The organism is Bradyrhizobium sp. BEA-2-5 (genome assembly GCF_032918025.1).
Classification (GTDB): domain Bacteria; phylum Pseudomonadota; class Alphaproteobacteria; order Rhizobiales; family Xanthobacteraceae; genus Bradyrhizobium; species Bradyrhizobium pachyrhizi.
The window spans coordinates 1,465,968-1,486,453 of record NZ_CP136629.1 but is presented as its reverse complement, the minus strand read 5'-3'; the positions used below and the strand labels follow the sequence as shown (position 1 = coordinate 1,486,453).

The 20,486-nt window shown below is 64.5% G+C and carries 18 protein-coding genes; 13 read left to right on the top strand and 5 right to left on the bottom strand.

All coding sequences use genetic code 11. From position 1 onward, the window contains the following. Positions 1 to 122 precede the first annotated feature (122 nt). Positions 123 to 1,037: a LysR family transcriptional regulator gene (locus tag RX327_RS06850; RefSeq protein ID WP_317249835.1), complete on the bottom strand. Its 915-nt coding sequence runs from the start codon at positions 1,035 to 1,037 to the stop codon at positions 123 to 125. A gap of 117 nt (positions 1,038 to 1,154) precedes the next feature. On the opposite strand from RX327_RS06850, the gene RX327_RS06845 reads away from it, so the two are divergent. The 5 genes from RX327_RS06845 (at position 1,155) to RX327_RS06825 (ending at position 6,315) form a co-directional block, all read left to right on the top strand. Then, entirely contained in the window at positions 1,155 to 1,907 is a 753-nt protein-coding gene (locus RX327_RS06845; protein ID WP_317249834.1) for a 3-oxoacyl-ACP reductase family protein, read from the top strand. A 75-nt stretch (positions 1,908 to 1,982) separates the two neighbouring features. Continuing rightward, entirely contained in the window at positions 1,983 to 2,681 is a 699-nt protein-coding gene (locus RX327_RS06840) for a pirin family protein (protein ID WP_317249833.1), read from the top strand. A gap of 89 nt (positions 2,682 to 2,770) precedes the next feature. Then, positions 2,771 to 3,370, top strand: a complete 600-nt coding sequence (gene wrbA, locus RX327_RS06835; protein WP_317249832.1) for an NAD(P)H:quinone oxidoreductase — start codon at positions 2,771 to 2,773, stop codon at positions 3,368 to 3,370. A 248-nt stretch (positions 3,371 to 3,618) separates the two neighbouring features. After that, positions 3,619 to 5,235: a B12-binding domain-containing radical SAM protein gene (locus RX327_RS06830; RefSeq protein ID WP_317249831.1), complete on the top strand. Its 1,617-nt coding sequence runs from the start codon at positions 3,619 to 3,621 to the stop codon at positions 5,233 to 5,235. Between the two features lie 132 nt (positions 5,236 to 5,367). Then, positions 5,368 to 6,315 carry a DUF5996 family protein gene (locus tag RX327_RS06825; RefSeq protein WP_050384250.1) on the top strand — a complete coding sequence of 316 codons (948 nt, stop codon included), beginning with the start codon at positions 5,368 to 5,370 and terminating at the stop codon, positions 6,313 to 6,315. A gap of 121 nt (positions 6,316 to 6,436) precedes the next feature. On the opposite strand, the gene RX327_RS06820 is transcribed toward RX327_RS06825, so the two are convergent. Next, a complete protein-coding gene (locus RX327_RS06820) occupies positions 6,437 to 6,583 on the bottom strand; it encodes a hypothetical protein (RefSeq protein WP_157344531.1) in 147 nt (48 codons plus the stop codon). Positions 6,584 to 6,746: 163 nt separating this feature from the next. On the opposite strand from RX327_RS06820, the gene RX327_RS06815 reads away from it, so the two are divergent. Both RX327_RS06815 and RX327_RS06810 read left to right on the top strand, forming a co-directional pair. Further along, entirely contained in the window at positions 6,747 to 7,853 is a 1,107-nt protein-coding gene (locus RX327_RS06815; RefSeq protein ID WP_050384251.1) for a glycoside hydrolase family 5 protein, read from the top strand. Positions 7,854 to 7,974: 121 nt separating this feature from the next. Then, positions 7,975 to 9,462: a hypothetical protein gene (locus tag RX327_RS06810; RefSeq protein WP_050384252.1), complete on the top strand. Its 1,488-nt coding sequence runs from the start codon at positions 7,975 to 7,977 to the stop codon at positions 9,460 to 9,462. Positions 9,463 to 9,510: 48 nt separating this feature from the next. Here RX327_RS06810 and RX327_RS06805 read toward each other — a convergent pair whose 3' ends face one another. Then, complete coding sequence (locus RX327_RS06805) at positions 9,511 to 10,110, bottom strand: DUF1080 domain-containing protein (RefSeq protein ID WP_028332990.1); 600 nt, start codon at positions 10,108 to 10,110, stop codon at positions 9,511 to 9,513. A gap of 218 nt (positions 10,111 to 10,328) precedes the next feature. Between RX327_RS06805 and RX327_RS06800 the strand changes: the two genes are divergently transcribed. The 3 genes from RX327_RS06800 (at position 10,329) to RX327_RS06790 (ending at position 11,507) form a co-directional block, all read left to right on the top strand. Next, complete coding sequence (locus RX327_RS06800) at positions 10,329 to 10,799, top strand: cupin domain-containing protein (RefSeq protein WP_244481944.1); 471 nt, start codon at positions 10,329 to 10,331, stop codon at positions 10,797 to 10,799. A gap of 70 nt (positions 10,800 to 10,869) precedes the next feature. Beyond that, positions 10,870 to 11,109 (top strand): DUF2171 domain-containing protein, encoded by a 240-nt coding sequence (locus RX327_RS06795; protein ID WP_050384253.1) that lies wholly within the window; start codon positions 10,870 to 10,872, stop codon positions 11,107 to 11,109. A 56-nt stretch (positions 11,110 to 11,165) separates the two neighbouring features. Continuing rightward, complete coding sequence (locus RX327_RS06790; protein ID WP_028332988.1) at positions 11,166 to 11,507, top strand: hypothetical protein; 342 nt, start codon at positions 11,166 to 11,168, stop codon at positions 11,505 to 11,507. Here the strand turns inward: RX327_RS06790 and RX327_RS06785 are convergent. Next, positions 11,481 to 15,596 (bottom strand): GAF domain-containing protein, encoded by a 4,116-nt coding sequence (locus RX327_RS06785; protein ID WP_317249830.1) that lies wholly within the window; start codon positions 15,594 to 15,596, stop codon positions 11,481 to 11,483. The two genes, RX327_RS06790 and RX327_RS06785, sit on opposite strands and share 27 nt — an antisense overlap. 402 nt (positions 15,597 to 15,998) lie before the next feature. Here RX327_RS06785 and RX327_RS06780 point away from each other — a divergent pair, with 402 nt between their 5' ends. Genes RX327_RS06780 through RX327_RS06770 form a run of 3 tightly spaced genes read left to right on the top strand, consistent with a single transcriptional unit; the run spans position 15,999 to position 19,238 of the window. After that, positions 15,999 to 17,051 (top strand): Ldh family oxidoreductase, encoded by a 1,053-nt coding sequence (locus RX327_RS06780; RefSeq protein ID WP_317249829.1) that lies wholly within the window; start codon positions 15,999 to 16,001, stop codon positions 17,049 to 17,051. Between the two features lie 24 nt (positions 17,052 to 17,075). Next, entirely contained in the window at positions 17,076 to 18,440 is a 1,365-nt protein-coding gene (locus RX327_RS06775; protein ID WP_317249828.1) for an LLM class flavin-dependent oxidoreductase, read from the top strand. A 12-nt stretch (positions 18,441 to 18,452) separates the two neighbouring features. After that, entirely contained in the window at positions 18,453 to 19,238 is a 786-nt protein-coding gene (locus tag RX327_RS06770; RefSeq protein WP_317249827.1) for a fumarylacetoacetate hydrolase family protein, read from the top strand. Here the strand turns inward: RX327_RS06770 and RX327_RS06765 are convergent. Further along, positions 19,189 to 20,301 (bottom strand): IS30 family transposase, encoded by a 1,113-nt coding sequence (locus RX327_RS06765; RefSeq protein WP_317249826.1) that lies wholly within the window; start codon positions 20,299 to 20,301, stop codon positions 19,189 to 19,191. The two genes, RX327_RS06770 and RX327_RS06765, sit on opposite strands and share 50 nt — an antisense overlap. Between the last annotated feature and the right edge of the window lie 185 nt (positions 20,302 to 20,486).

Below are 20,486 nucleotides of genomic sequence, written 5' to 3'. Positions count from 1 at the left end.
AATAGACGATCGCGGCAGCCCACGATCATGGGTTAGTTCACATAAGTTATACAATTTAAAAGGGATGACACGAATGTGACGGGGCGGGGCGGATGTCCTTCCACCGGTCCGCGTGCGGATTTCTATTTCCGCTGCGCGCGGCCTTTGGCGAAATGCTTCGCCAGGAAATCCGCCAGCACCTCGACGCGGGCGGGCCGCGGGCCGCCGGGCGGGGTGACGAGATGCACGGCGCCCTCGGGCTGCTTCCAGCCCTTCAGGATCACCTCGACCTCGCCGCGCGCGATCGCTTCGCCGACGATGAACTCGGGCAGCTCGGCGATGCCGAGGCCGGCGATCAGTGCCGGCATCACGGCTTCGCCGTTGTTGACGCGAAGCTGCCCTCCCGGGCGTACGCTGGCCTGCTCGCCGGCCGAATTGGTGTAGTGCCAGACGTTCGGCGTCGAGAGATAGGCGTAGCTGAAGCACTTGTGCTGGGCGAGATGCATCGGATGCGTCGGCCTGCCGTGGCGTTTCAGATATGACGGCGCGGCGACCGTGTAGCGCGGCATGGTGAAGAGCCGCCGCGCGATCAGCGAAGAGTCCGGCAGCCGCGCGATCCGCACCGCCATGTCGAAGCCCTCGCCGATCAGGTCGATGGTCGCATCGCTCAAGTGCAGATCGACCGAGACTTCCGGATAGGCTTCGAAGAACTCCGGCAGCAGCGGCGCCACGGCCTTGATGCCGAACGTCATGGGGACGGCGAGCCGCACCAGCCCGCGCGGCGCGACCGATTGCGCCAGCGCCTCGTTCTCTGCGGCCTCGCCATCGACGAGCAGGCGCGTCGCGCGCTCCGCCAGCTTGTGCCCGGCATCGGTCAGCGCGAGCCGGCGCGAGGTGCGGTTGAACAGCCGCGCGCCGAGCCGCTCCTCCAGCCGGGTCACCGCCTTCGACACCGTCGCCTTGGACATCGCCAGCTCGCTCGCAGCCCCCGCAAACGATCGTAATTCCACGACTTTCGCGAAAATCGCGAGGGCCTCGAAATCGGGAAGTTTCGACATGGGCCGCTGTCCTGATTGCTCAATACTGGAAACAATGTGTTTCAACAGTTTCTATTTCTATACCACAGACGGAGGCTTATCCAAGGGTGATCAGAAATTCGGGACTGGAGAGACCCAATGACCAAGAAGCTTTCAGGGAAGGTTGCCCTCGTCACCGGCGGCTCGCGCGGCATCGGCGCGGCCTCTGCCCGCGCTCTCGCCGATGAAGGCGCGGATGTCGCCATCAGCTACGTCGCTTCGCCCGAGAAGGCCGAGGCCGTCGTCGCTGAATTGAAGGCGAAGGGCGTCAGGGCGCGCGCCTTCAAGGCGGACCAGGCCTCGTCATCCGATGTCGATCAGCTGGTGAAGACTGTCGCCAAGGATTTTGGCCGGCTTGACATCCTGGTCAACAATGCGGGTGTCGCATCGGGCGGCGCGGTCGACGATCCCGAGGCCGACACTGCGACGCTCGCCCGCCAGGAGGCGATCAACATCGACGGCGTGATCACCGCGATCCGCGCCGCCTCCAAGCTGATGGGCGAAGGCGGCCGCATCGTCACCGTCGGCTCGATGCTGGCCGACCGCGCCTCGTTCCCGGGCCTTGCCGACTACGTCGCGACCAAGGCGGCCGTGGTCGGCTACACCAAGGGCGCGGCGCGCGACCTCGGACCGCGCGGCATCACCGTCAACGTGGTGCAGCCCGGCTCGATCGACACCGACATGAATCCGAAGGACGGCGGCGAGTTCGCCGAGACCCAGCGCAAGCAGCACGCGCTCCAGCGCTTCGGCCGTCCCGAGGAAGTCGCAGCCGGAATCCTCTTCCTTGCAAGCCCGGAGGCCTCCTTCGTCACCGGCACGGTGCTCAATGTCGACGGCGGGTTCGGCGCCTGATCGCAAAATTTTCTGGAGACGCCGGGCGCAGAGCGCCCGGCCCGCTCCTCAACATCGACATCAAGGGGAATGACCATGATCGAACTCAGACCTTTCGCAAAGCTCGGCGGCGCCGATCACGGCTGGCTGAAGGCCAAGCATCATTTCTCCTTCGCCAGCCACTACGATCCCGACAATGTCAGCCACGGCGCGCTGCGCGTGTGGAACGACGATGAGATCGCACCGAACACCGGCTTTCCCGCCCATCCCCACGCCAACATGGAAATCATCACCTATGTGCGCGAGGGCGCAATCACCCATCAGGACAGCCTCGGCAACGAGGGCCGGACTGAAGCGGGCGACGTGCAGGTGATGAGCGCCGGCAGCGGCATCCGCCACTCCGAATACAATCTCGAGCCGACCAGAACGCGGATCTTCCAGATCTGGATCGAGCCGACCGCGCGAGGCGGCCAGCCGACCTGGGGCTCAAAGCCGTTCCCGAAGGCGGACCGCTCCGGCAAGCTCGTCACCATCGCGAGTGGCTTCGAGGACGATGCGGATGCACTGCCGATCCGCGCCGATGCGCGAGTGCTCGCCACCACGCTGAAGGCCGGCGAGAGCGCCGAGTACGAGCCGCAGCAGTCGCGGCACCTCTACCTCGTGCCCGCGGCGGGTTCCGTCGAGATCAACGGCGTCCGCGTCAATGCCCGCGACGGCGCCGCGATCCGCGACGAGGCCAAGCTGAAGATCACGGCGCTCGAAGACTCCGAGCTCGTGCTCGTCGACGCGGCCTGATCACCACTCACCCTGCATGCGCGGACCGACGTCCGCGCATGCCCCTCCCCAAATCATCTTCCCCTACCTCAAACCCAACGGAGACCACCATGACCAAAGTTCTCGTCCTCTATTACTCCGCCTATGGCCATATCGAAGCCATGGCCAATGCCGTCGCCGAAGGCGCGCGCGAAGCCGGCGCCACCGTCGACATCAAGCGCGTGCCGGAACTGGTGCCGACCGAAGTCGCGAAAGCCTCGCACTACAAGCTCGATCAGGCCGCGCCGGTCGCCAAGATCGAGGACCTCGCGAACTACGACGCGATCATCGTCGGCACCGGCACCCGCTTCGGCCGGATGGCCTCGCAGATGGCGAACTTCCTCGACCAGGCCGGCGGCCTCTGGGCCAAGGGCGCGCTGCACGGCAAGGTCGGCGGCGCCTTCACCTCCACCGCGACCCAGCACGGCGGCCAGGAGACCACGCTGTTCTCGATCATCACCAACCTGCTGCATTTCGGCATGGTGGTGGTCGGCATGAACTACGGCTTCGCTGGCCAGATGAAGCTCGACGAGGTCACCGGCGGGGCGCCCTACGGTGCCACCACCATCACCGGCGGCGACGGCAGCCGCCAGCCCAGCGCCAACGAGCTCGCCGGCGCACGCTATCAGGGCCGCCAGATCGCGGAGACCGCCAGGAAACTTCACGGCTGATGCGATGGGGGCGGCATTCCCGTTCGCGATTGCCGCCCCTACCTAAGTCGCAACGTCGTTGCCGGACAACGGCGCAAGAGCGATCGCTGCTCCAACGCCAAGAGATGCCAAGAGACGCCAAGAAAAGCCGATAATCGACGTAATAGGCGTCCATGCCCAAGATCGCCTGACAATTGGCCGCGAATCGAGCCCTTGAGCGGCGACAAGCCGCGTGTCATCGTGCGCGTCAATATCCAGGCCGGAGCAACATGACGGTTCCCTGCCGCGTCCTGATGATCTATCCGAAGTTCGTTCCGAATTCGTTTTGGAACTATGCGGATGCCTGCGAACTCGTCGGTGCGAAGTATCCAACGGCGCCACTCGGCCTGATCACCGTCGCCGCTATGTTGCCGAAGCATTGGGACATCCGGCTTGTCAACCGTAACACCGAGCCCTTGACGGACGCCGATCTCGACTCGGCCGATCTTGTCATGATCGGCGGCATGCTCAACCAGCAGCCTGATTTTCTCCACCTGATCGATCTCGCACACCGGCACGGCAAGCCGGTATGTGTCGGCGGACCGGACGTCTCCTCGAGCCCGCATCTTTACGCGGACGCGGATTTTCAGGTGATCGGCGAGGCCGAGCATGTCATCGAGCAGTTCATCGCCGCTTGGGAAAGCGGCGAACGCAAAGGCGTGTTCATCGCCGAGAAATTCAAGATAGATGTCACGCTGAGCCCGATGCCTCGCTACGATCTTCTCAACTTCGATCACTATCTATACATCGGCTTGCAGTATTCGCGTGGCTGCCCGTTCACTTGCGAGTTCTGCGACATTATCGAGTTGTATGGCCGCGTGCCGCGTACCAAGACCAACGATCAGATTCTCGCAGAGTTGCAGGCACTCTACGATCACGGTTATCGCGGGCATGTCGATTTCGTCGACGACAATTTCATCGGCAACAAGAAGAACCTCCGCACCTTGATGCCGCGGCTCAAAGCGTGGCTGGAAGACCACGACTATCCATTCGAGTTCTCAACCGAAGCCTCGATCAACATCGCGGACGACAGCGAACTGTTGCAGGCAATGAAGGATGCGAACTTCTTCGCGATCTTCGTCGGCATCGAGAGCCCGGATCCCGAGACGCTCGTGCAGATGAAGAAGAAGCAGAACACCCGGCGCAACATCGCCGAGTGCATTCACAAGATCTACGGCTACGGCATGTTCGTCACCGCGGGCTTCATCGTCGGGTTCGATAGCGAGAATGGCTCGATGGGGCAGGCAATGATCGACTTCATCGAGGAGGCGAGCATTCCAGTCTCCATCGTTGGACTGCTTTATGCGCTGCCAGGGACGCAGCTTACACGGCGGTTGGCCGCGGAAGGCCGCTTGCACCAGGGCCATGACCTCATGAACGTCGAGCAGGCGGGCGATCAGTGCACGCTCGGCTGTAATTTCGATACCAAGCGTCCGCTTCGTGACATCCTTGCCGATTACAAGGCCGTGCTCGGGCACGTCTACAGTCCGGCAGCCTATGCAGGACGGCTGTCGCGTCTCGCAGCCATGCTCGACCGGTCCGACCGGCGCCGCGATCTCCCGGATGGCGATGTGCGTAAAAGGCTTGGCGGCATCGACAGCGTACACAAGATCATGCGGGCGCTGCCGAAGGTTCGTGAGCCGTTCTGGAAGACCTTCGTCGACGTCGCCAAGACCAATCCGGGCGCGCTGCGTTACATCGTGATGCTGATGGCGCTGTACATGCACCTCGGGCCGTTCTCGGAACGCGTCATCGGCGAGATTGACCGCCGCATTGCCGCCCTCGACGATATGCCGCCGGTGAGGGCCGCGGAGCTTGGGCCGCGAACTAACCTACATGCGGTTTGACGGCAAAGCGCGTTGGTGCGCTTCGCCGACCAGAGCACGTCGCGCGGAACGAGAGGATCGGTTCCCCAAGGTCATCGCGATCAAATCGTGATAGCCGAAACACTGTACGTCGCGCAGCCCAGAGGTTTTGTCATGACCAACACACAAAAGACCCGCTGGCCGGAACTGCCGACCGCGGCGTGGCGCGACAGCTGTGCCACGCTCCAGCTCTTCACCCAGATCGCCGGCAAGATCCGGCTGGTGAAGTCGCCCTGGCTCAATCACTCCTGGCACGTCACGCTCTATGTCACGGCGCGCGGGCTGACGACCTCGCCGATCCCCGACGGCGATCGCACGTTCCAGATCGACTTCGATTTCATCGATCACATGCTGCGCATCTCGACCAGCGACGGCACCGGACGGCAATTCGCGCTGGCCGGTCAATCGGTCGCAAGCTTCTACGCGGCGGTCATGACCAATCTGAAGGACCTCGGCATCGACGTCGCCATTGACGAGATACCGAACGAAGTCGCCGATGCGATCCGGTTCTCGCAGGATACGCAGCATGCGTCCTACGACGCGGATGCCGTGCACAGGTTTCACCGGATCCTCGTGAACTGCGACCGCGTGTTCAAGCAATTCCGGACCGGATTTCTCGGCAAGGCGAGCCCGGTGCATTTCTTCTGGGGTAGCTTCGATCTCGCGGTGACGCGGTTTTCCGGCAGAACCGCGCCGCGGCATCCCGGCGGCGTGCCCCATTTGCCCGATGAGGTGGCGCACGAGGCCTATTCGCACGAGGTCAGCAGCGCCGGCTTCTGGCCGGGCGGCGGCGCGATCGATTATCCCGCATTCTATTCCTACGCCTATCCGGAACCCGCGGGCTATCGCAGCATGCCGGTACGGCCCGATGCTGCGTTCTTCAGTGAGGCGCTTGGCGAATTCATCCTGCCATACGACGCCATGCGGACGGCTGCAGACCCCGACAAGGCGCTGCTCGAATTCCTGCAATCGAGCTATGAGGCCGCGGCCATCAACGCGAACTGGGACCGTGCTGCGCTGGAATGCGCACCGGGCCAGCCGGGCGTGGTCCGAGGGATCTAAAGCATGATCCGGAAAAGTGCGAAGCGGTTTTCCGAAAAGATCATGCTCAAACAAAGAGCTAAGGCGCGATGACGATTCAACCTAATCTCATCGCGCTTTAGCGGCGCGCCGCACCGGCGGCTCAATCCTCTTCGCGCGACGGGGTCGCCTTGCCGAGCGCCTGCTTCAGCCGCGCCGAGAATTTCGGATAGTGACGCAGCGCCAGCACGGCGCGGTCGCGACCAAACGCTGCGTTTGCGATTCTCGTGGACAGTCGCCGAAGGCGCATAAGTTAAATTTTCGTGTTACGTCTTTACCGCATCGTTGCTTGGCCGAGCTATCTTTCGGACGACGCCCGCAACCCCGGCCGACTCGAACACAACAGGCAGTATATTCGTGAGCGCCCCGCAACCCGTCACGATCCCGCGACAGCCATCGCACGCTGATCGGTCATGACGCGGCCATCGATCCTTGCCTTCGCGGTCAGCGCGTCGATTCTGCTGTCGGTCGCCGCGCGGGCCTGCCCCGCCTTGATCGAAGGTGTCCCGGCCGACCGGCTCGAGGCGCTGTCACGCGGCGTGAATGCCGACGGCTGGATCGCCGATCCGCGGTCGGCGCCGCCCCGCGGCCTGCTGCTCGAGCTGCGCAAGGCCGGCATGACCCACATCCGGCTGCCGGTGCCCGCCGACTTCGTCATGCCGCGCTTCGCCGCGAAAGCGGAGATCGACAGCCGCCTGCGCACCGTCGATGCGGCGCTCAAGACCCTGCTCGCGCTCGGCTATGCGGTGTCGATCGATCTGCATTCCGGCGAGCGCTTCAACGCGCTGCACAAGGACGATCCGCCCGGCGCGATGATCGAAATGAAGCGCGCCTGGACCGAGCTCGCACGGGTCATGCAGCGCTATCCGTCCGACCGCGTGTTTGCGGAACTGTTGAACGAGCCGGATGTCGAGGCCGCGCAATGGCAGGGCGAAGTCCGGGAACTGGCCGGCTTCATTCGCGGCCTGCTGCCGCAGACCACGCTGGTCACCGGTCCGGTCAACTGGCAGCGCGCGGATTCGCTGCCGGATTTCACTCCGCTCGACGATCCGAATGTCGTCTATGCCATCCACTTCTATGATCCGATGGTGTTCACCCATCAGGCCCATTGGGATCCGAGTGAGCCGCTGCACGACGTCACCGGATTGCCCTATCCGGTCCGCGCCGACGATCCCAGGGTTGAGCAGCTGCGGGATCAGCTCACCGCGCTGGACAAGCGCAAGGCGCTCGCGATGGTGGACCGCGCCATTCCCGACCGCGGCATCGACAAATGGCTCGAGCCTGCCGCCGCCTGGCAACGGCAATATTCGCGGCCGATCATCATCAATGAATTCGGTGTGCTCAAGGCCGGAGCGCCGCGCGACAGCCGGCTGCGCTGGCTCGCCGGCGTGACGGCCTACGCCCGGCAACAATGCTGGGGCTGGACCCATTGGGAGCTCTCGCAAGGCTTCGGCCTCGCCGACCCGGTCACTGGCAAGGTCGACCGCGAGGCGCTGAGGGCCCTGCTCGGGACACGCTGACCCATCTGGTTAACCGGTTCTTACACAATGCGCGGCTAGATCGACGATGCGGTGTGGCACCCACACGTCCGGTCACGTTAGGTCAGAGCCTGTGCGAGCAGAGATAGCCCCGCGGCCGCTGTTGGCCGGCGATCTGATTCCTGCACTCGGCATCGCCGTGGCATCGATCGCATTCGCGCCGATCATGCAGGCGGCCAACGCCGGACTCGCGATCGTCGTCGAAAGTCTGATCGGCTGCGCCATCGTGCTCGCGGTGCCGGCCTACGCGCCGTCGATCGCCATCTTCATCATCTTCTTCCAGAACCTCTTCGTTTCGATCCTGTCGTCCTACATGACGACCGAGCAGGAGATGGATTTCGTCAAGGGCTATAATTTCCTGGTCATCGCGGTGATGTGGCTGGTCACGCTGGCGCTCTATGCGCTGCACGAGCGGAAACATTCCGCCGAGATCGACCGGATCATGAAATGGGGGTTGATCACGCTCGCAACCGTGACGGCGTATTTCCTGCTCGGCGCCACGCAGGATTCGCACGCGGCCCTCGTCTATCTGCGCAACATAGCGCTGCCGCTGTTTCTGTTTCAGCTATCGCTGCTGACGGCCGCAACCTTCGAGATCCGCATCACGCCCTTCCTGGTGACGGTTGCCGCGCTGCTGATCGTCTGCGGATATGTCGAACTGCTGTTCCGCGATTTCTGGCTCTCCATCACCAACGGCTACACGTTCTGGCACTTCGACGAACTCAAGGCGAGCCGCTCCGGATCCTGGGAAGCCGAGATGCGCGCAACCGGCAGGGTGCCGGTGGATCTGATCGATCGCTTCCGTTTCAGTTTTCTCAACAGCCCGTTGTTCGAGGACCTCGGCCTCTCGTCGTTGCTGCGCATCTTCGGACCGAATATGAGCCCGATCAGCTTCGGTTACGGAATCGCCTTCTCCATCCTGTTCCTGTTCGCGGTCGGATATCGCTGGCTGGCGCTGGCTGCGATCCCGCTGCTGATTTGCTGTAGCGTGAAAGGCGCGCTCATCCTGGTCATCTTCGTCGCCTTGGGCTGGACGGCAACGTGGCTGCTCGGCGCAACCGTCACCCTTGCCGTCGCGCTGGTCGGGCTCGTGCTGTACGCCATCGCGGCGATCTATATCGGACTCCAGATCGGCGACTTCCACGTGATCGGCTTCATGGGCGGATGGGACGGCTTTCGGCAAAATCCCATCGGCCGCGGACTTGGCGTCGGCGGCAACCTCTCCGAAGGTTATTTCTCGATCGACTGGAACGCCGCGCAGGCGGCCGGCACGATGGACGGCGCGGTGGAGAGCGCCGTCGGCGTGCTGCTGTACCAGATGGGGATCGGCTCGCTGGTGCCGCTTGGCTACTTCCTGGCGATGGCGCTGAAGGCCTGGCGGCTCTACGCCTCGTCGGGAATCCTCATCCAGGGGCTCGCCGCCTTCGGCACGATGGTGGTGCTGGTGAACGGCATCTTCCAGGAAGAGGCGCTGTTTGCGCCGCCGGCACTTGGGCTGTTGCTGTGCCTGACCGGGCTCGTGATCGGCCATCATCTGCGCACGCAAGGCGACGATCGGAAGGTCTCTACGACCGACAGTGCTCCTCAATAAGGAGGGGCCTCGTCGCAGTGCGATCGAGGCCCCGCTCAACCGACGCCGTCAGAGCGGCTTGATCTGCACCTTGCGGAACTTGACCACGCCCGAACCATACTGGAGCGCGATATAGCCGTTGGCGTGCTTGGAATCCTGGGCGTCGACGGTCTTCTGGCCGTTCAGCGTCACGACGAAATGCGGCCCCTGCGCCGTGATCTCGTAGACGTTCCACTTGCCGGCCGCCTTCGGCATCGGATCGACCTTGCCGACGTCGACAATCGCGCCGGTGCCGTAGGTCGGGTCCGGCCGCTTGTCGAAGATGTTCACCTCGTAGCAGACCTTGGAGTCGATCACCTTGTTGCCTTCGCAGCGGATGAAGATGCCGCTGTTGGCATCCTCGTCGGTCCAGAACTCCGCCCGGATCTGGAAATCCTTGTATTGGTTTTTGCTGACGAGATAGGAGAGATCCTTGCCGTCGAGCTTGTCGGCGACCAGCGCGCCGTCCTTCATCGCCCAATTGGCCTTGCCGACCTCGTCCCAGTCACCCTTCTTGGAGCTGTCGAGCAGCGTGACCCAGCCGTCGTCCCCCGAGGCGGCGGTGGAAAATTGCAGCGCGGCCGCACCGATCACAAGTCCCGCCGCCAGTATCGACAGATGCTTCTTCAAGGTTATCCTCCCGTCTTTTGGTTGGCGCGCAACCTATCATCGTCTGCGGCGGCGTAAATGCTTTTTCATATTGCAACTGCGTTGTGTCACGGATCGCTGTCGCAATCCTGAGATCAGACATGCACGGACGCGTCTTGCCCGGCGGAAGCGAGGGCGACTAGCTTGCGCGGCATACGGGCGCGGCAGTCGCCCGAGAAATCCGATCTGGGAGCATACCGATGACGGCGTCGAACCGATCATGGCGATACCTGATGATGCCGCTGGCCTTCGCCGGGATGCTGAGCGTCAGCTCCGCGGCTGAGCTCAATCCGGCCGCCGTCACCTACAAGCTGCCGGATCAGATTCCCTGGAGCCCGGTCGACGCACGCGGCGCGCAGAATGCGGTCGTGGTCGGCGATCCCTCGAAGCCCGGCTTCTACATGGTCTACACCAAATGGACCAAGGGCAATCACTTCAGCCGTCCGCATTTCCATCCCAACGACCGCTACATCGTGGTGCTCAAGGGCACCTGGTGGGTCGGCTCGGGTCCAAAATTCGATCCCGATCACGGCACCGTGGCGATGCCGGCCGGCAGCTTCGTCACCCATTTCGGCAAGCAGGTGCACTGGGACGGCGCCAAGGACGAGGACGCCGTGCTGCTGATCATGGGCGAAGGCCCGGCCACCGCGACCGAGGTCGAGCAGAAGTAGCCGGAACCGGCTAGCAACCTTTGCATCCAGGCGGCGTTTCATCCCCATCAGCATGACGAGGAGATGACGCATGGCAAACGCTGCCGACATTCGGGAACATATGGATGTGATCTCGTCGGACAAGAAAACCGTCGGCAAGGTCGACCACATGGAAGGCACCGACAAGATCAAGCTGACCAAGCAAAGCTCGCCTGACGGTCAGCACCATCACTTCATTCCGCTGTCCTGGGTCGATCATGTCGACCAGCATGTCCACCTCAACAAATCGGGCTCCGATGTGACGACGCATTGGCAGCACGGCCGCCAATAGCCGCGTTGCGCGAGGTGGGAGCGATGCTATCATCCCGGCCCAAGGAAGGGCCTTCGATGCATCCCGCCGCCAAGCTGCAATTTGCCCGCATCGTCGACGAGTTCGTGCGCTGGCGCGCCATTCCGGAACCGGAACGGCCGCCCGCGCCGGCCTGGTGGTGGGGGCCGGCATTCGAGATGCGCGATGCCGCCGAACCGCTGCCATCCGCCTGGAGCCGCCAGTTCCGCCTGCCCGACGGCGCGCGCTTTGCGGAAGCTGCCCTTGTGTTGCGCCAGAGCTTGGCCGGCCAGGACATCCTGCCGTGGCCCTATGATTTCTCGCGCAAGGTCGCATCCACAGATTCCGACGTTCGCGACCTGCCCGTACAGCCGTCAGACGACAGCGCGTTTCCGCCCTAGATCCGGCCCGGCCTCGCTGGTCGCCTCGCCATCCAGCGACGGCTGCAACGGCGGTGACGCCTCTGCCTGCGACGGCTTCAACAATTCGGCGAGATCGCGCGGCGGCAGCGGGCGGCTGAACAGGAAACCCTGCATCTCGTCGCAGGCATGGGCGCGCAGGAATTCCTGCTGCTCGGAGTTCTCGACGCCTTCGGCGACGACGGTCATGCCGAGTGCCTTGCCCATGCTGATGATCGCCTGTGCGATCGCCTGATCCTCCGAATCCTGCGGCAGGTCGCGCACGAAGGAGCGGTCGATCTTGATGGTGTCGATCGGAAAGTGCTTCATCAGCGACATCGACGAATAGCCGGTGCCGAAATCGTCGATGGCGAGGCGGATGCCGCGATTCTGGATCGCGTCGAGCACGCGCACCGCGCGCGTCACGTTGCGCATCACCATGCTTTCGGTGACCTCGAGCTGGAGCAGCGCCGGCGACATGCCGCTCTCCTCCAGCGCCGCGTCGATGTCGTCGAGCAAATTCGGATCGCCGAACTGCCGCGGTGAAAGGTTGACCGCCATCGTCACGGCCCTGAGGCCGCGGCGCTGCCAGGCCATGGCTTGCGCGCAGGCCTCATTCAGCACCCAGCGGCCGATCGGCACGATCAGCCCGGTTTCCTCCGCAAGCGGAATGAATTGCGCCGGCGAGACACTGCCGAGATCGGGATGAGCCCAGCGCAGCAGCGCTTCGACCCCCGTGATCTGGCCGGTCCCCATGTCCACCTTGGGCTGGTAGTTCAGCGAGAACTGCTCGCGCTCCAGCGCGCGGCGTAGTGCGCTCTCGAGCGACAGCCGTTCGATCGACTGCGTCTTCACTTCGTTGGAGAAGAAGCGGTAGCCGTTCTTGCCGTCTTCCTTGGCGAGGTACATCGCCATGTCGGCGTTCTTGGTCAGCGTCTGCGCGTCGGAGCCGTTGGCCGGATACATCGCGATGCCGATGGAGGCCGTCGTGTGGCACTCGTGCCCGCTGAGCTGCAGCGGCTGGCTGAGCGAAACCAGAAGATCGCCGGCGATGCGCTCGACGTCGTCCCGCTCGGCGGTTTCCTCGAGGATCACCACGAACTCGTCGCCGCCGAGCCGCGCCACCACGTCGCTCGCGCGCATCGATCCACGCAGCCGCTCGGCGATCGCCACCAGGAGCAGGTCGCCGGCCTCGTGACCCAGCGAATCGTTGATGACCTTGAAACGGTCGAGATCGATGAACAGCACCGCGAGGTGCCGGCGATGGCGATCCGCCGCCGAGATCGCGTGATGCAGCATCTCGTTGAACGTCTCGCGGTTTGGCAGATTGGTCAGGCTGTCGTGCGAGGCAAGATATTCGATGCGCTCATCGGCCTTGTGTTTCTCATCGGCGCGATCGAAGCTCTCAAGCGCGAACGCCAGATTGTCGGCGAGGCGCTGCAGCAACTCGGCGAACTCCGGCGTGAAGGTGTCCTTGTCGATCGCGACGAAGATCATGACCCCGACCACCTGCCCGCTGACGATCAGCGGAAACGAGGCGCTGGACTGCGTTCCATCGAGCCGGGCGCGCTCATGGAAGGCGGCGGTCTCGGGATCGGCAAAATAGTTGTTGATGATGCACGCCTTGCCGGAGCGGAACGCCCGGCCGCAGGCGCCGCGCCCCTCGGGGTGCGCCTCGCTGGTCGAAAGCGTCACTTGGCGCGCGCCCTCCGCCGCCGGCCCCGCAATCGCGACGATCCGCAGATAGTCGCTTCCGGTCTGCGCCAGCGCGATCGTGGTCGAGGTGAACTTGCCGCCGGTCGCCGCCGCCGCGCAGACCAGTCGATACAATTCGGCGCGGGACTTCGCCCGCATGATCGCCTCATTGGTCGCGCTCAGCGCCGCGAACATCCGCGACAGCCGCTCCTTCTGCTCGTCGTCCCGCGCCTTCTCGTCGGCACGATCGAAATTGGCCAGCGCAAACGACACGTTCTCGGCAAGCCGCTGCAGCAGCGCCATCATCTCCGGGCTGAAGGTGCCGAACTCGCTGGAGAGAAACACCAGCGCGCCGATCGCCTCGCCGTTCTTGAGCAGCGGCAGGGCTGCGCCCGATTTGCTGCCGCTGTCGCGCGCGGCCGGATAGACGTGCGATTCGGGGCCGAAATCGCTGAGATAGTCGTTGCTGATGCAGGGCCTGCGCGTGCGGATCGCAACGCCGGTCAGCGTCTGTCCCTCCGGACGCGTCGCGTCGGCCGACAGCTGAACCTCGCGGGCCCGCACCCGGTCGGGGCCCGAGGCGGCCACATTGTCCAGGAAGACCTCGCCGGGGCGCACCAGCCTGATCGTTGCCGAGACGAACTGGCCGCCGACCGCCGCGGCATCGCAGACCAGATCGAACAGTTCGCTGCGGGATTTTGCCCGCATGATCGCCTCGTTGGTCGCACTCAGAGCCGCGAGCATGCGCGTCAGACGCTCCTTCTGCGCCTCGGTGCGGACCTTCTCCTCGGCGCGATCGAAGCTGCCCAGCGCATAGGAGACGTTGTCGGCGAGGCGCTGCAACAGCTCGACGAATTCGGGCGAAAAGGTGTTGCGCTTGGCGGAGATGAACAGCATCACGCCGACCGGCTCGTCGTCGACGATCAGCGGGAATGCCGCGCCCGATCGCGCGTCCTCGCGGTCGATGACGTCGCGGAAGGGGTTGCTGGCGACGTCGCCCAGAAAATCGTTGTTGATGCAGGCGCGCCGGGAGCGGAACGCCCGGCCGCAGACGCCGCGCCCTTCGGGGCGTGCCTCGCTGCGCGAGACGTTGAGGCGGCGCGCATTTGCCGCGGTCGGTCCCGCGACCGCCATCATCTCCAGGAAATCGTCGCCGGGCTTCGCGATCAGGATGCTGGTGGAGTTGAATCCGCCGCCATGCGCCGCCGCCGCGCAGACCAGCTCGAACATCTCGAGCCGTGATCTCGCGCGCATGATCGCCTCGTTGGTCGCGCTCAGCGCCGCGAACATCCGCGACAGCCGCTCGCGCTCGGCGTCGGCCCTGGCCTTTTCGGTGGCACGGCCGAAATTGTCGAGCGCGACCGAGACATTCTCGGCGATCCCCGCAAGCAGCGCGATGATCTCCTCGTCACGCGCCCAGGAATTGCCGGTGAAGAAGATCAGGACGCCGACGCTTTTGCCGAACCGGGTGAGCGGCAGCGCGACGCAGGCCATCAGGCCGCTGCCGCCGATCGGCATATGCGACGGGCTCATCGATATCGGGATATCGTGCTCAACGCAGGGCCGCTGGGTCCGGAACGCCTCGCCGCAAATCCCCTTGCCGTAGACGTTGTCCGGATCGGTCGAGAAGCGCGTCTGCGTGATCAGGTCGAGCGCCTCGCCGGTGCCGGCGACGGGCTCGAACCAGTGCGTGTCGGGTTCGGCCAGCAGCACCACCGTGGCGAAGGACTTTCCGCTGAAAACCGCGGCATCGCACACGAGCTGATACAGCTCCTGCTCGGTCTTGGCGCGCAGGATGGCTTCGTTGGTGGCGCTGATGGCACCGAACATGCGGTTGAGCCGCCGCGTCGCCCGCTCACCGCTCTTGCGCGAGGCTTCGTGGTCGAAATTATCGAGCGCGAAGGACACGTTCGCGGCCATGCGCTCCAGCAGCGAAACGATCTCTTCGCCCAGCGACTGGGCCTCGCGCCGCGTCACCATGAAGACGCCGACGCTGCGCCGGTTGCAGACCAGCGGCAGGGCCGCCGCCGCGCCGACGCCGGCCGCCGCGGCACCGTTGCGCCAGGCGGCCGAACGGGCGTCGTTGACATAGTTGTTGGCGACGCAGGCGTTCTGATCGCGGAACGCCCGGCCGGCGACGCCTTCTCCCTCCGGGGTGTTGGCGATCGCGGAAATGGTGATACTGCGTAGTCGCGCGACATCGTCGCCGAAGCCGGCCGCGAACTTCAGGAGACCGGTATCCGGCTCCAGCAAAAACACGGTCGCGGCCAGGAAGCTCCCGCTCGAGAACGCGGCTTCGCAGACCTTGCCGTACAATTCTTCTGGTGATTTCGCGTACAGGATCGCTTCGTTGGTGGCACTCAACGCCGCGAATGTACGCCCGATGCTCGACTGCACGATTCCTGAAGGCCCCGGGGCCAACCCCTCCAATCTGGCGGGGAACATTGCCCGCGAGAGGCCTAAGTGGTGGTTAGCGTATCCGGCAAGTTGCACGACAAAGTAAACGGCTGACGAACGCGGGCGGCGGTTTTCCGGGATATTACGGACACCGGTGTGCCAGCCTGAGGCGGAGGACGGCGAGGCGCGGATGGACGTCCCGCTCGCGCCGCCGGAGCAGCCAAATTCCGTAACGCGACCGCGCCCGTTCCACTCCGTGAAATCGCGGCGGCGAGCACCCTGCTGGCGGTATGGCCGACCGGATTTTCTGCCCTTGCTCGCCCCTCGGCGCTTTGAGAGCATGACGTCGACTACAGCAAGCACGACCCGCGCATCACGCGGGCAGACCGCGAGGAAAATCCCATGCCGATCGTCCAGGCCGACCGTCTCACGCGCATCGGCGCGGCGCTCCTGCGGGGCGCCGGCGCATCTGAGGAGGAGGCGAACGCAGTCGCCTCCGGCTGCGTCAACGCCAACCTCGCCGGCCACGACTCCCACGGCGTGATCGCAATCCCGACCTATATCGACCGCATCAAGGCCGGCCACATCGTGCCCGGCGCGCAATGGACCATCGTGCAGGAGACGCCGACCACGACCGTGATCGACGGTCATTGGGGCTTCGGCTTCCACGTCAACGCCAAGGCGATGGAGATGACCATCAACAAGGCGAGGACTGCCAATGTCGCGGCCTGCACCGTGTTCCGGCAGAGTCATGTCGGACGGCTCGCGCATTACCCGATGATGGCGATGCGCGAAGGCATGATCGGGATTGCGGCCGCCGATTCCGGCCGCTCGCCGAAACACGTGGCGCCGTTCGGCGGCCGCGAGGCCCGGCTCGGCACCAACCCACTTTCGATCGCGGTGCCCTCCGATCTCGAGGCGCCGTTCTACCTGGATATGGCGACCTCGGCGGTCGCCGCCGGCAAGATCCAGCTCGCGGTGGCGCGCGGCGAGAGCATCCCGAAGGGCTGGATCATCGATGCCGAGGGGCGCGACACCACGGACCCGAAGGACTACCGCAAGGGCGGCGCGCTGCTGCCGCTCGGCGGCAGCGAAGGCTACAAGGGCTCGGGCCTTGCCGCGATGGTCGAGGTGCTGTGCGGCCTCCTGACCGGGCTCGGCTTCGGCGTCGAGCCGACCGGCCGGCACAACGACGGCTGCTTCATGGCGGTGTTCAACGTCGCCGCATTCCGTCCGCTCAAGGACTTCAGGAAGGAAGTCGCCGACTTCGCCCGCTATTTGAAATCGACGCCGCCCTCGGAAGGGAGCCGCGGCGTGTTCTATCCCGGCGAGATCGAATATCTGCGCGAGCAGCAGCGGCGCAAGGACGGCATCGAGATCGAGGATGCGACCTGGGACAAGCTCAAGGCACTCGCCGCCGATTACAAGCTCACCGATGAGCTCGACCTTCGCTGATAGTTCCGGACACAGGAGAACGACATGACACGGCAAATGGCGCTGGTTGGCTTTTTGCAGGCGCAGAACTGCACGAACCTGCCGAGCTCCTGGCGGCATCCTGACTCGCGCAACGATTCGATGTCGGCGGACTATTATCAGGAGATCGCCAGGATCCTGGAGGCCGGCAAGTTCCACATGGCCTTCTTCGACGACCGCCTGGCGATGCCGGACCGCTACGGCAACGACCACGCCCACACCGTCGAATACGGCATCCGCTGCGTGAAGATGGATCCGCTGATCGTGCTGACCACGATGGGCATGGTCACCGAGAAGCTCGGCCTTGGCGCGACCTGCTCGACCACCTACTACGAGCCCTTCGATGTCGCGCGCCGCTTCGCAACGCTCGACCTGATGTCCGGTGGCCGCGCCGCCTGGAACGTGGTGACGTCGGTCAATGACGGCGAAGCGCTCAACATGGGCCGCGAGCAGCACCTCGAGCACGATCATCGCTACGACCGTGCCGATGAGTTCATGGAGGTCGTGCTCGGCCATTGGGACACCTGGGAAGACGGCGCGCTGATCATGGACAAGCAAAGCGGTCGCTTCGCCGATCCGACCAGGGTGAAGCGGCTCGACCACAAGGGACCGGCCTTCAGGTCGCGCGGGCCGTTCACCGTTCCGCGTTCGCAACAGGGCCATCCCGTGATCATCCAGGCCGGCGCTTCGGGCCGTGGCCAGCGCTTCGCAGGGCGCTGGGGCGAGGTGATCTTCACCGCCGCGCGCAATCTCGCCAATGCCAAGCAGGGCTATGATGCGATCCGGGGCGAAGCCGCCAAGGCGGGACGCGATCCCGACCAGATGTTCCTCTGCAATCTGATCACCCCGGTCACCGGCGCGACCAAGGCCGAGGCCGAGGACCGGATGGCGGTGATCCAGAAGCTGCCGCTCGAGATCGATGCGCTGTCGCTGCTCGCCGAAGGCCTCAACTTCGATTTCGGCGCCAAACCGATCGACGAGCCGCTGACCACCGAGGAGCTGCAGGGCATGCAAGGCATGCTCGGCATCCGCGACGGCGTGCTGCGCACCTCCGGCAAGAGCAATCCCTCGACGCGCGACTTCGTCACCTTCTCCGGCCGCGGGCAAGTGCAGGACGCGATGGTCGGCGGTCCCAAGGAGATCGCGGACAAGCTGGAGGAAATGTTCGTGGAGCGCGGTTGCGATGGCTTCGTCATCGCCGCAACCTGCGTGCCCGGCTCCTACGCCGATTTCGTCAAGCACGTGGTGCCCGAGCTGCAGAAGCGCGGGCTGTTCCACACGGATTACGCCGGCTCGACGCTGCGCGAGAATCTTGGGCTCAAGCGCCCGGCCGCGGGCGCCTGGAAGACCCGCGCGCAGGCCGCGGAATAGAGGGACATCATCATGCGCTGGCTGAAATTCACCGCCGCGGGCACGACGTCCTGGGGCCTCGTCGAGGGCGACACCGTCACCACCGTCAACGGCGATCCGTTCGGTGAATGGAGCAAGACGTCGAAGACGCATGCGTTGAAGGACGTCAAGATCGAATTGCCGCTGATCCCGCGCACCTTTTATTGCGTCGGCTTGAACTATCTGAAGCACCTCAAGGAAGCCGCCGACAAGCGCGGCGAAGTGCCGGCCGTCCCGGACAGGCCCGAGATCGGCTATCGCGCGCAGAACGCGCTGATCGCGCATGACGAGGAGGTCGTGATCCCCTCCTTCGCGACGGACAAGATCCATTATGAGGGCGAACTCGTCGTCGTCATCGGCAGGAAGGTGAAGCATCTCACCGAGCAGAACGCGATGGATTGCGTGTTCGGCTACACCATCGGCAACGACGTCAGCGAGCGCAGCTGGCAGAAGGCGGATCGCAGCCTGTGGCGCTCCAAGAACGCCGACACGTTCAAGCCGATGGGGCCGTGGATCGAGACCGATGTCGACCTCGACAGCATGGAGACCGCGGTCCGCGTCAACGGCAAGGAGACCAACCGCTTCGCGACCGCCGACATGATCTTCGGCGTGGTGCCCTTCCTGGTCGAACTGACCAGGTATTTCACGCTATGGCCCGGCGACGTGATCTGGATGGGCACCGACGGCGCCTCGCCGGACCTGAAGGACGGCGACGTGGTCGAGATCGACATCACCGGCATCGGCACGTTGCGAAACAGGTTCGTGAGGGAGAAGGTGTGAGGCCGAGTGGCTCGACCTCCCCGCTGTTGTCGGCGCGCGTGCCTCGTCCTCGGTGTCGTCCTGGCGAAAGCCAGGAGGTAGATTCACATTCGAAGTGCAACACTTGAGCAAAGGCCTCGGCAGGCGTGCGGTAGTCAAGGCATTTGCGCGGGGTGTTGTTGTAGGCGGCGATGAACTGGCGGAATCTGGCGGTCGAGAGGGTTACGAGATCGGTCTTGCGGGGAATAAAGCGGCGCATCCTGCCGATAGCGTTCTCGATGCCGCCCTTCTGCCAGGGGGCGTGGGGATCGCAGAAGAAGGTCTCGATCGAGAGGCGGTGCAGCGCCAGGTGACCGGCGAACTCGGTGCCGTTGTCGAAGGTCACGGTCTGGCGCAGCTCCTGTGGCAGGGTCGCGAAGAAGCCCACGAGATGGCGGGCGACACCGCGCGCGACCTTGCTGGCAAGGCGGATGCCGAGCAGCAGACGCGAGGTGCGCTCGTGCACGGTCAGCACGGCCTGACCGTATTTCGAGAACATCATCAGGTCGGCCTCCCAGTGTCCGGGCACGCTGCGGTCGGCCACTTCGATCGGCCGATTTGCCAAGGAAACACGGCCTTCGATGAAGCTTGCGGGGCTGCCGCCCCTCTTGCCGCGGCGGCCGCGCTTGCTCTTGGCGCGCGGCAGATAGCGCCGCCAGTTGAAATCCGTGGTGCGCCTGAGTTGGGCATAGATGAAGCGGTAGATGGTCTCGTGCGAGATCACCTTGCGCCCGGACTCGCGGGCCAGCCGGCCGGCGACCTGCTCGGGCGACCAGCCCCGGCGAAGGCGTTCCAACACCGCGCGGCGCAGGCCGGGCTCCCGTTCGAGGCGTCCGCCCGTCCAGCGCCGCGCTCGCATCTGGTGCTGGGCATAGTTTGGCTTGTAGCCGACCTGGCTCCCCCGATTGCGCCTCAGTTCCCGAGAGACCGTTGATGGCGAGCGATCCAGAGCTGCCGCGATTTGCCGGACCGAGCTGCCATTGGCCGATAGGCAGGCAATCTCGCATCGGTCGTCCAGAGAGAGCTGCTTGTAAGTCCGCCCCATGGCAACACCTCCTCAAGGAAGTGTTGCACTTCGTTTGCGAACTCAGGGGACCCATAACCACAGGGTTGTGTTGTTGAAGAAAGCTGCGGCCATGGCGTCGCGCAATAATTCACATTCGTGGTTATGGGTCCCGGCCTTCGCCGGGATGACGATGGGGATGGTTCTCGATTCAAGATTTCAAACAG

Coding starts and splice junctions, on each gene's coding strand:
- RX327_RS06850 (WP_317249835.1), bottom strand. CDS start 1,037: ATGTCGAAACTTCCCGATTTCGAGGCCCTCGCGATTTTCGCGAAAGTC.
- RX327_RS06845 (WP_317249834.1), top strand. CDS start 1,155: ATGACCAAGAAGCTTTCAGGGAAGGTTGCCCTCGTCACCGGCGGCTCG.
- RX327_RS06840 (WP_317249833.1), top strand. CDS start 1,983: ATGATCGAACTCAGACCTTTCGCAAAGCTCGGCGGCGCCGATCACGGC.
- wrbA (WP_317249832.1), top strand. CDS start 2,771: ATGACCAAAGTTCTCGTCCTCTATTACTCCGCCTATGGCCATATCGAA.
- RX327_RS06830 (WP_317249831.1), top strand. CDS start 3,619: ATGACGGTTCCCTGCCGCGTCCTGATGATCTATCCGAAGTTCGTTCCG.
- RX327_RS06825 (WP_050384250.1), top strand. CDS start 5,368: ATGACCAACACACAAAAGACCCGCTGGCCGGAACTGCCGACCGCGGCG.
- RX327_RS06820 (WP_157344531.1), bottom strand. CDS start 6,583: ATGCGCCTTCGGCGACTGTCCACGAGAATCGCAAACGCAGCGTTTGGT.
- RX327_RS06815 (WP_050384251.1), top strand. CDS start 6,747: ATGACGCGGCCATCGATCCTTGCCTTCGCGGTCAGCGCGTCGATTCTG.
- RX327_RS06800 (WP_244481944.1), top strand. CDS start 10,329: ATGACGGCGTCGAACCGATCATGGCGATACCTGATGATGCCGCTGGCC.
- RX327_RS06795 (WP_050384253.1), top strand. CDS start 10,870: ATGGCAAACGCTGCCGACATTCGGGAACATATGGATGTGATCTCGTCG.
- RX327_RS06790 (WP_028332988.1), top strand. CDS start 11,166: ATGCATCCCGCCGCCAAGCTGCAATTTGCCCGCATCGTCGACGAGTTC.
- RX327_RS06780 (WP_317249829.1), top strand. CDS start 15,999: ATGCCGATCGTCCAGGCCGACCGTCTCACGCGCATCGGCGCGGCGCTC.
- RX327_RS06775 (WP_317249828.1), top strand. CDS start 17,076: ATGACACGGCAAATGGCGCTGGTTGGCTTTTTGCAGGCGCAGAACTGC.
- RX327_RS06770 (WP_317249827.1), top strand. CDS start 18,453: ATGCGCTGGCTGAAATTCACCGCCGCGGGCACGACGTCCTGGGGCCTC.
- RX327_RS06765 (WP_317249826.1), bottom strand. CDS start 20,301: ATGGGGCGGACTTACAAGCAGCTCTCTCTGGACGACCGATGCGAGATT.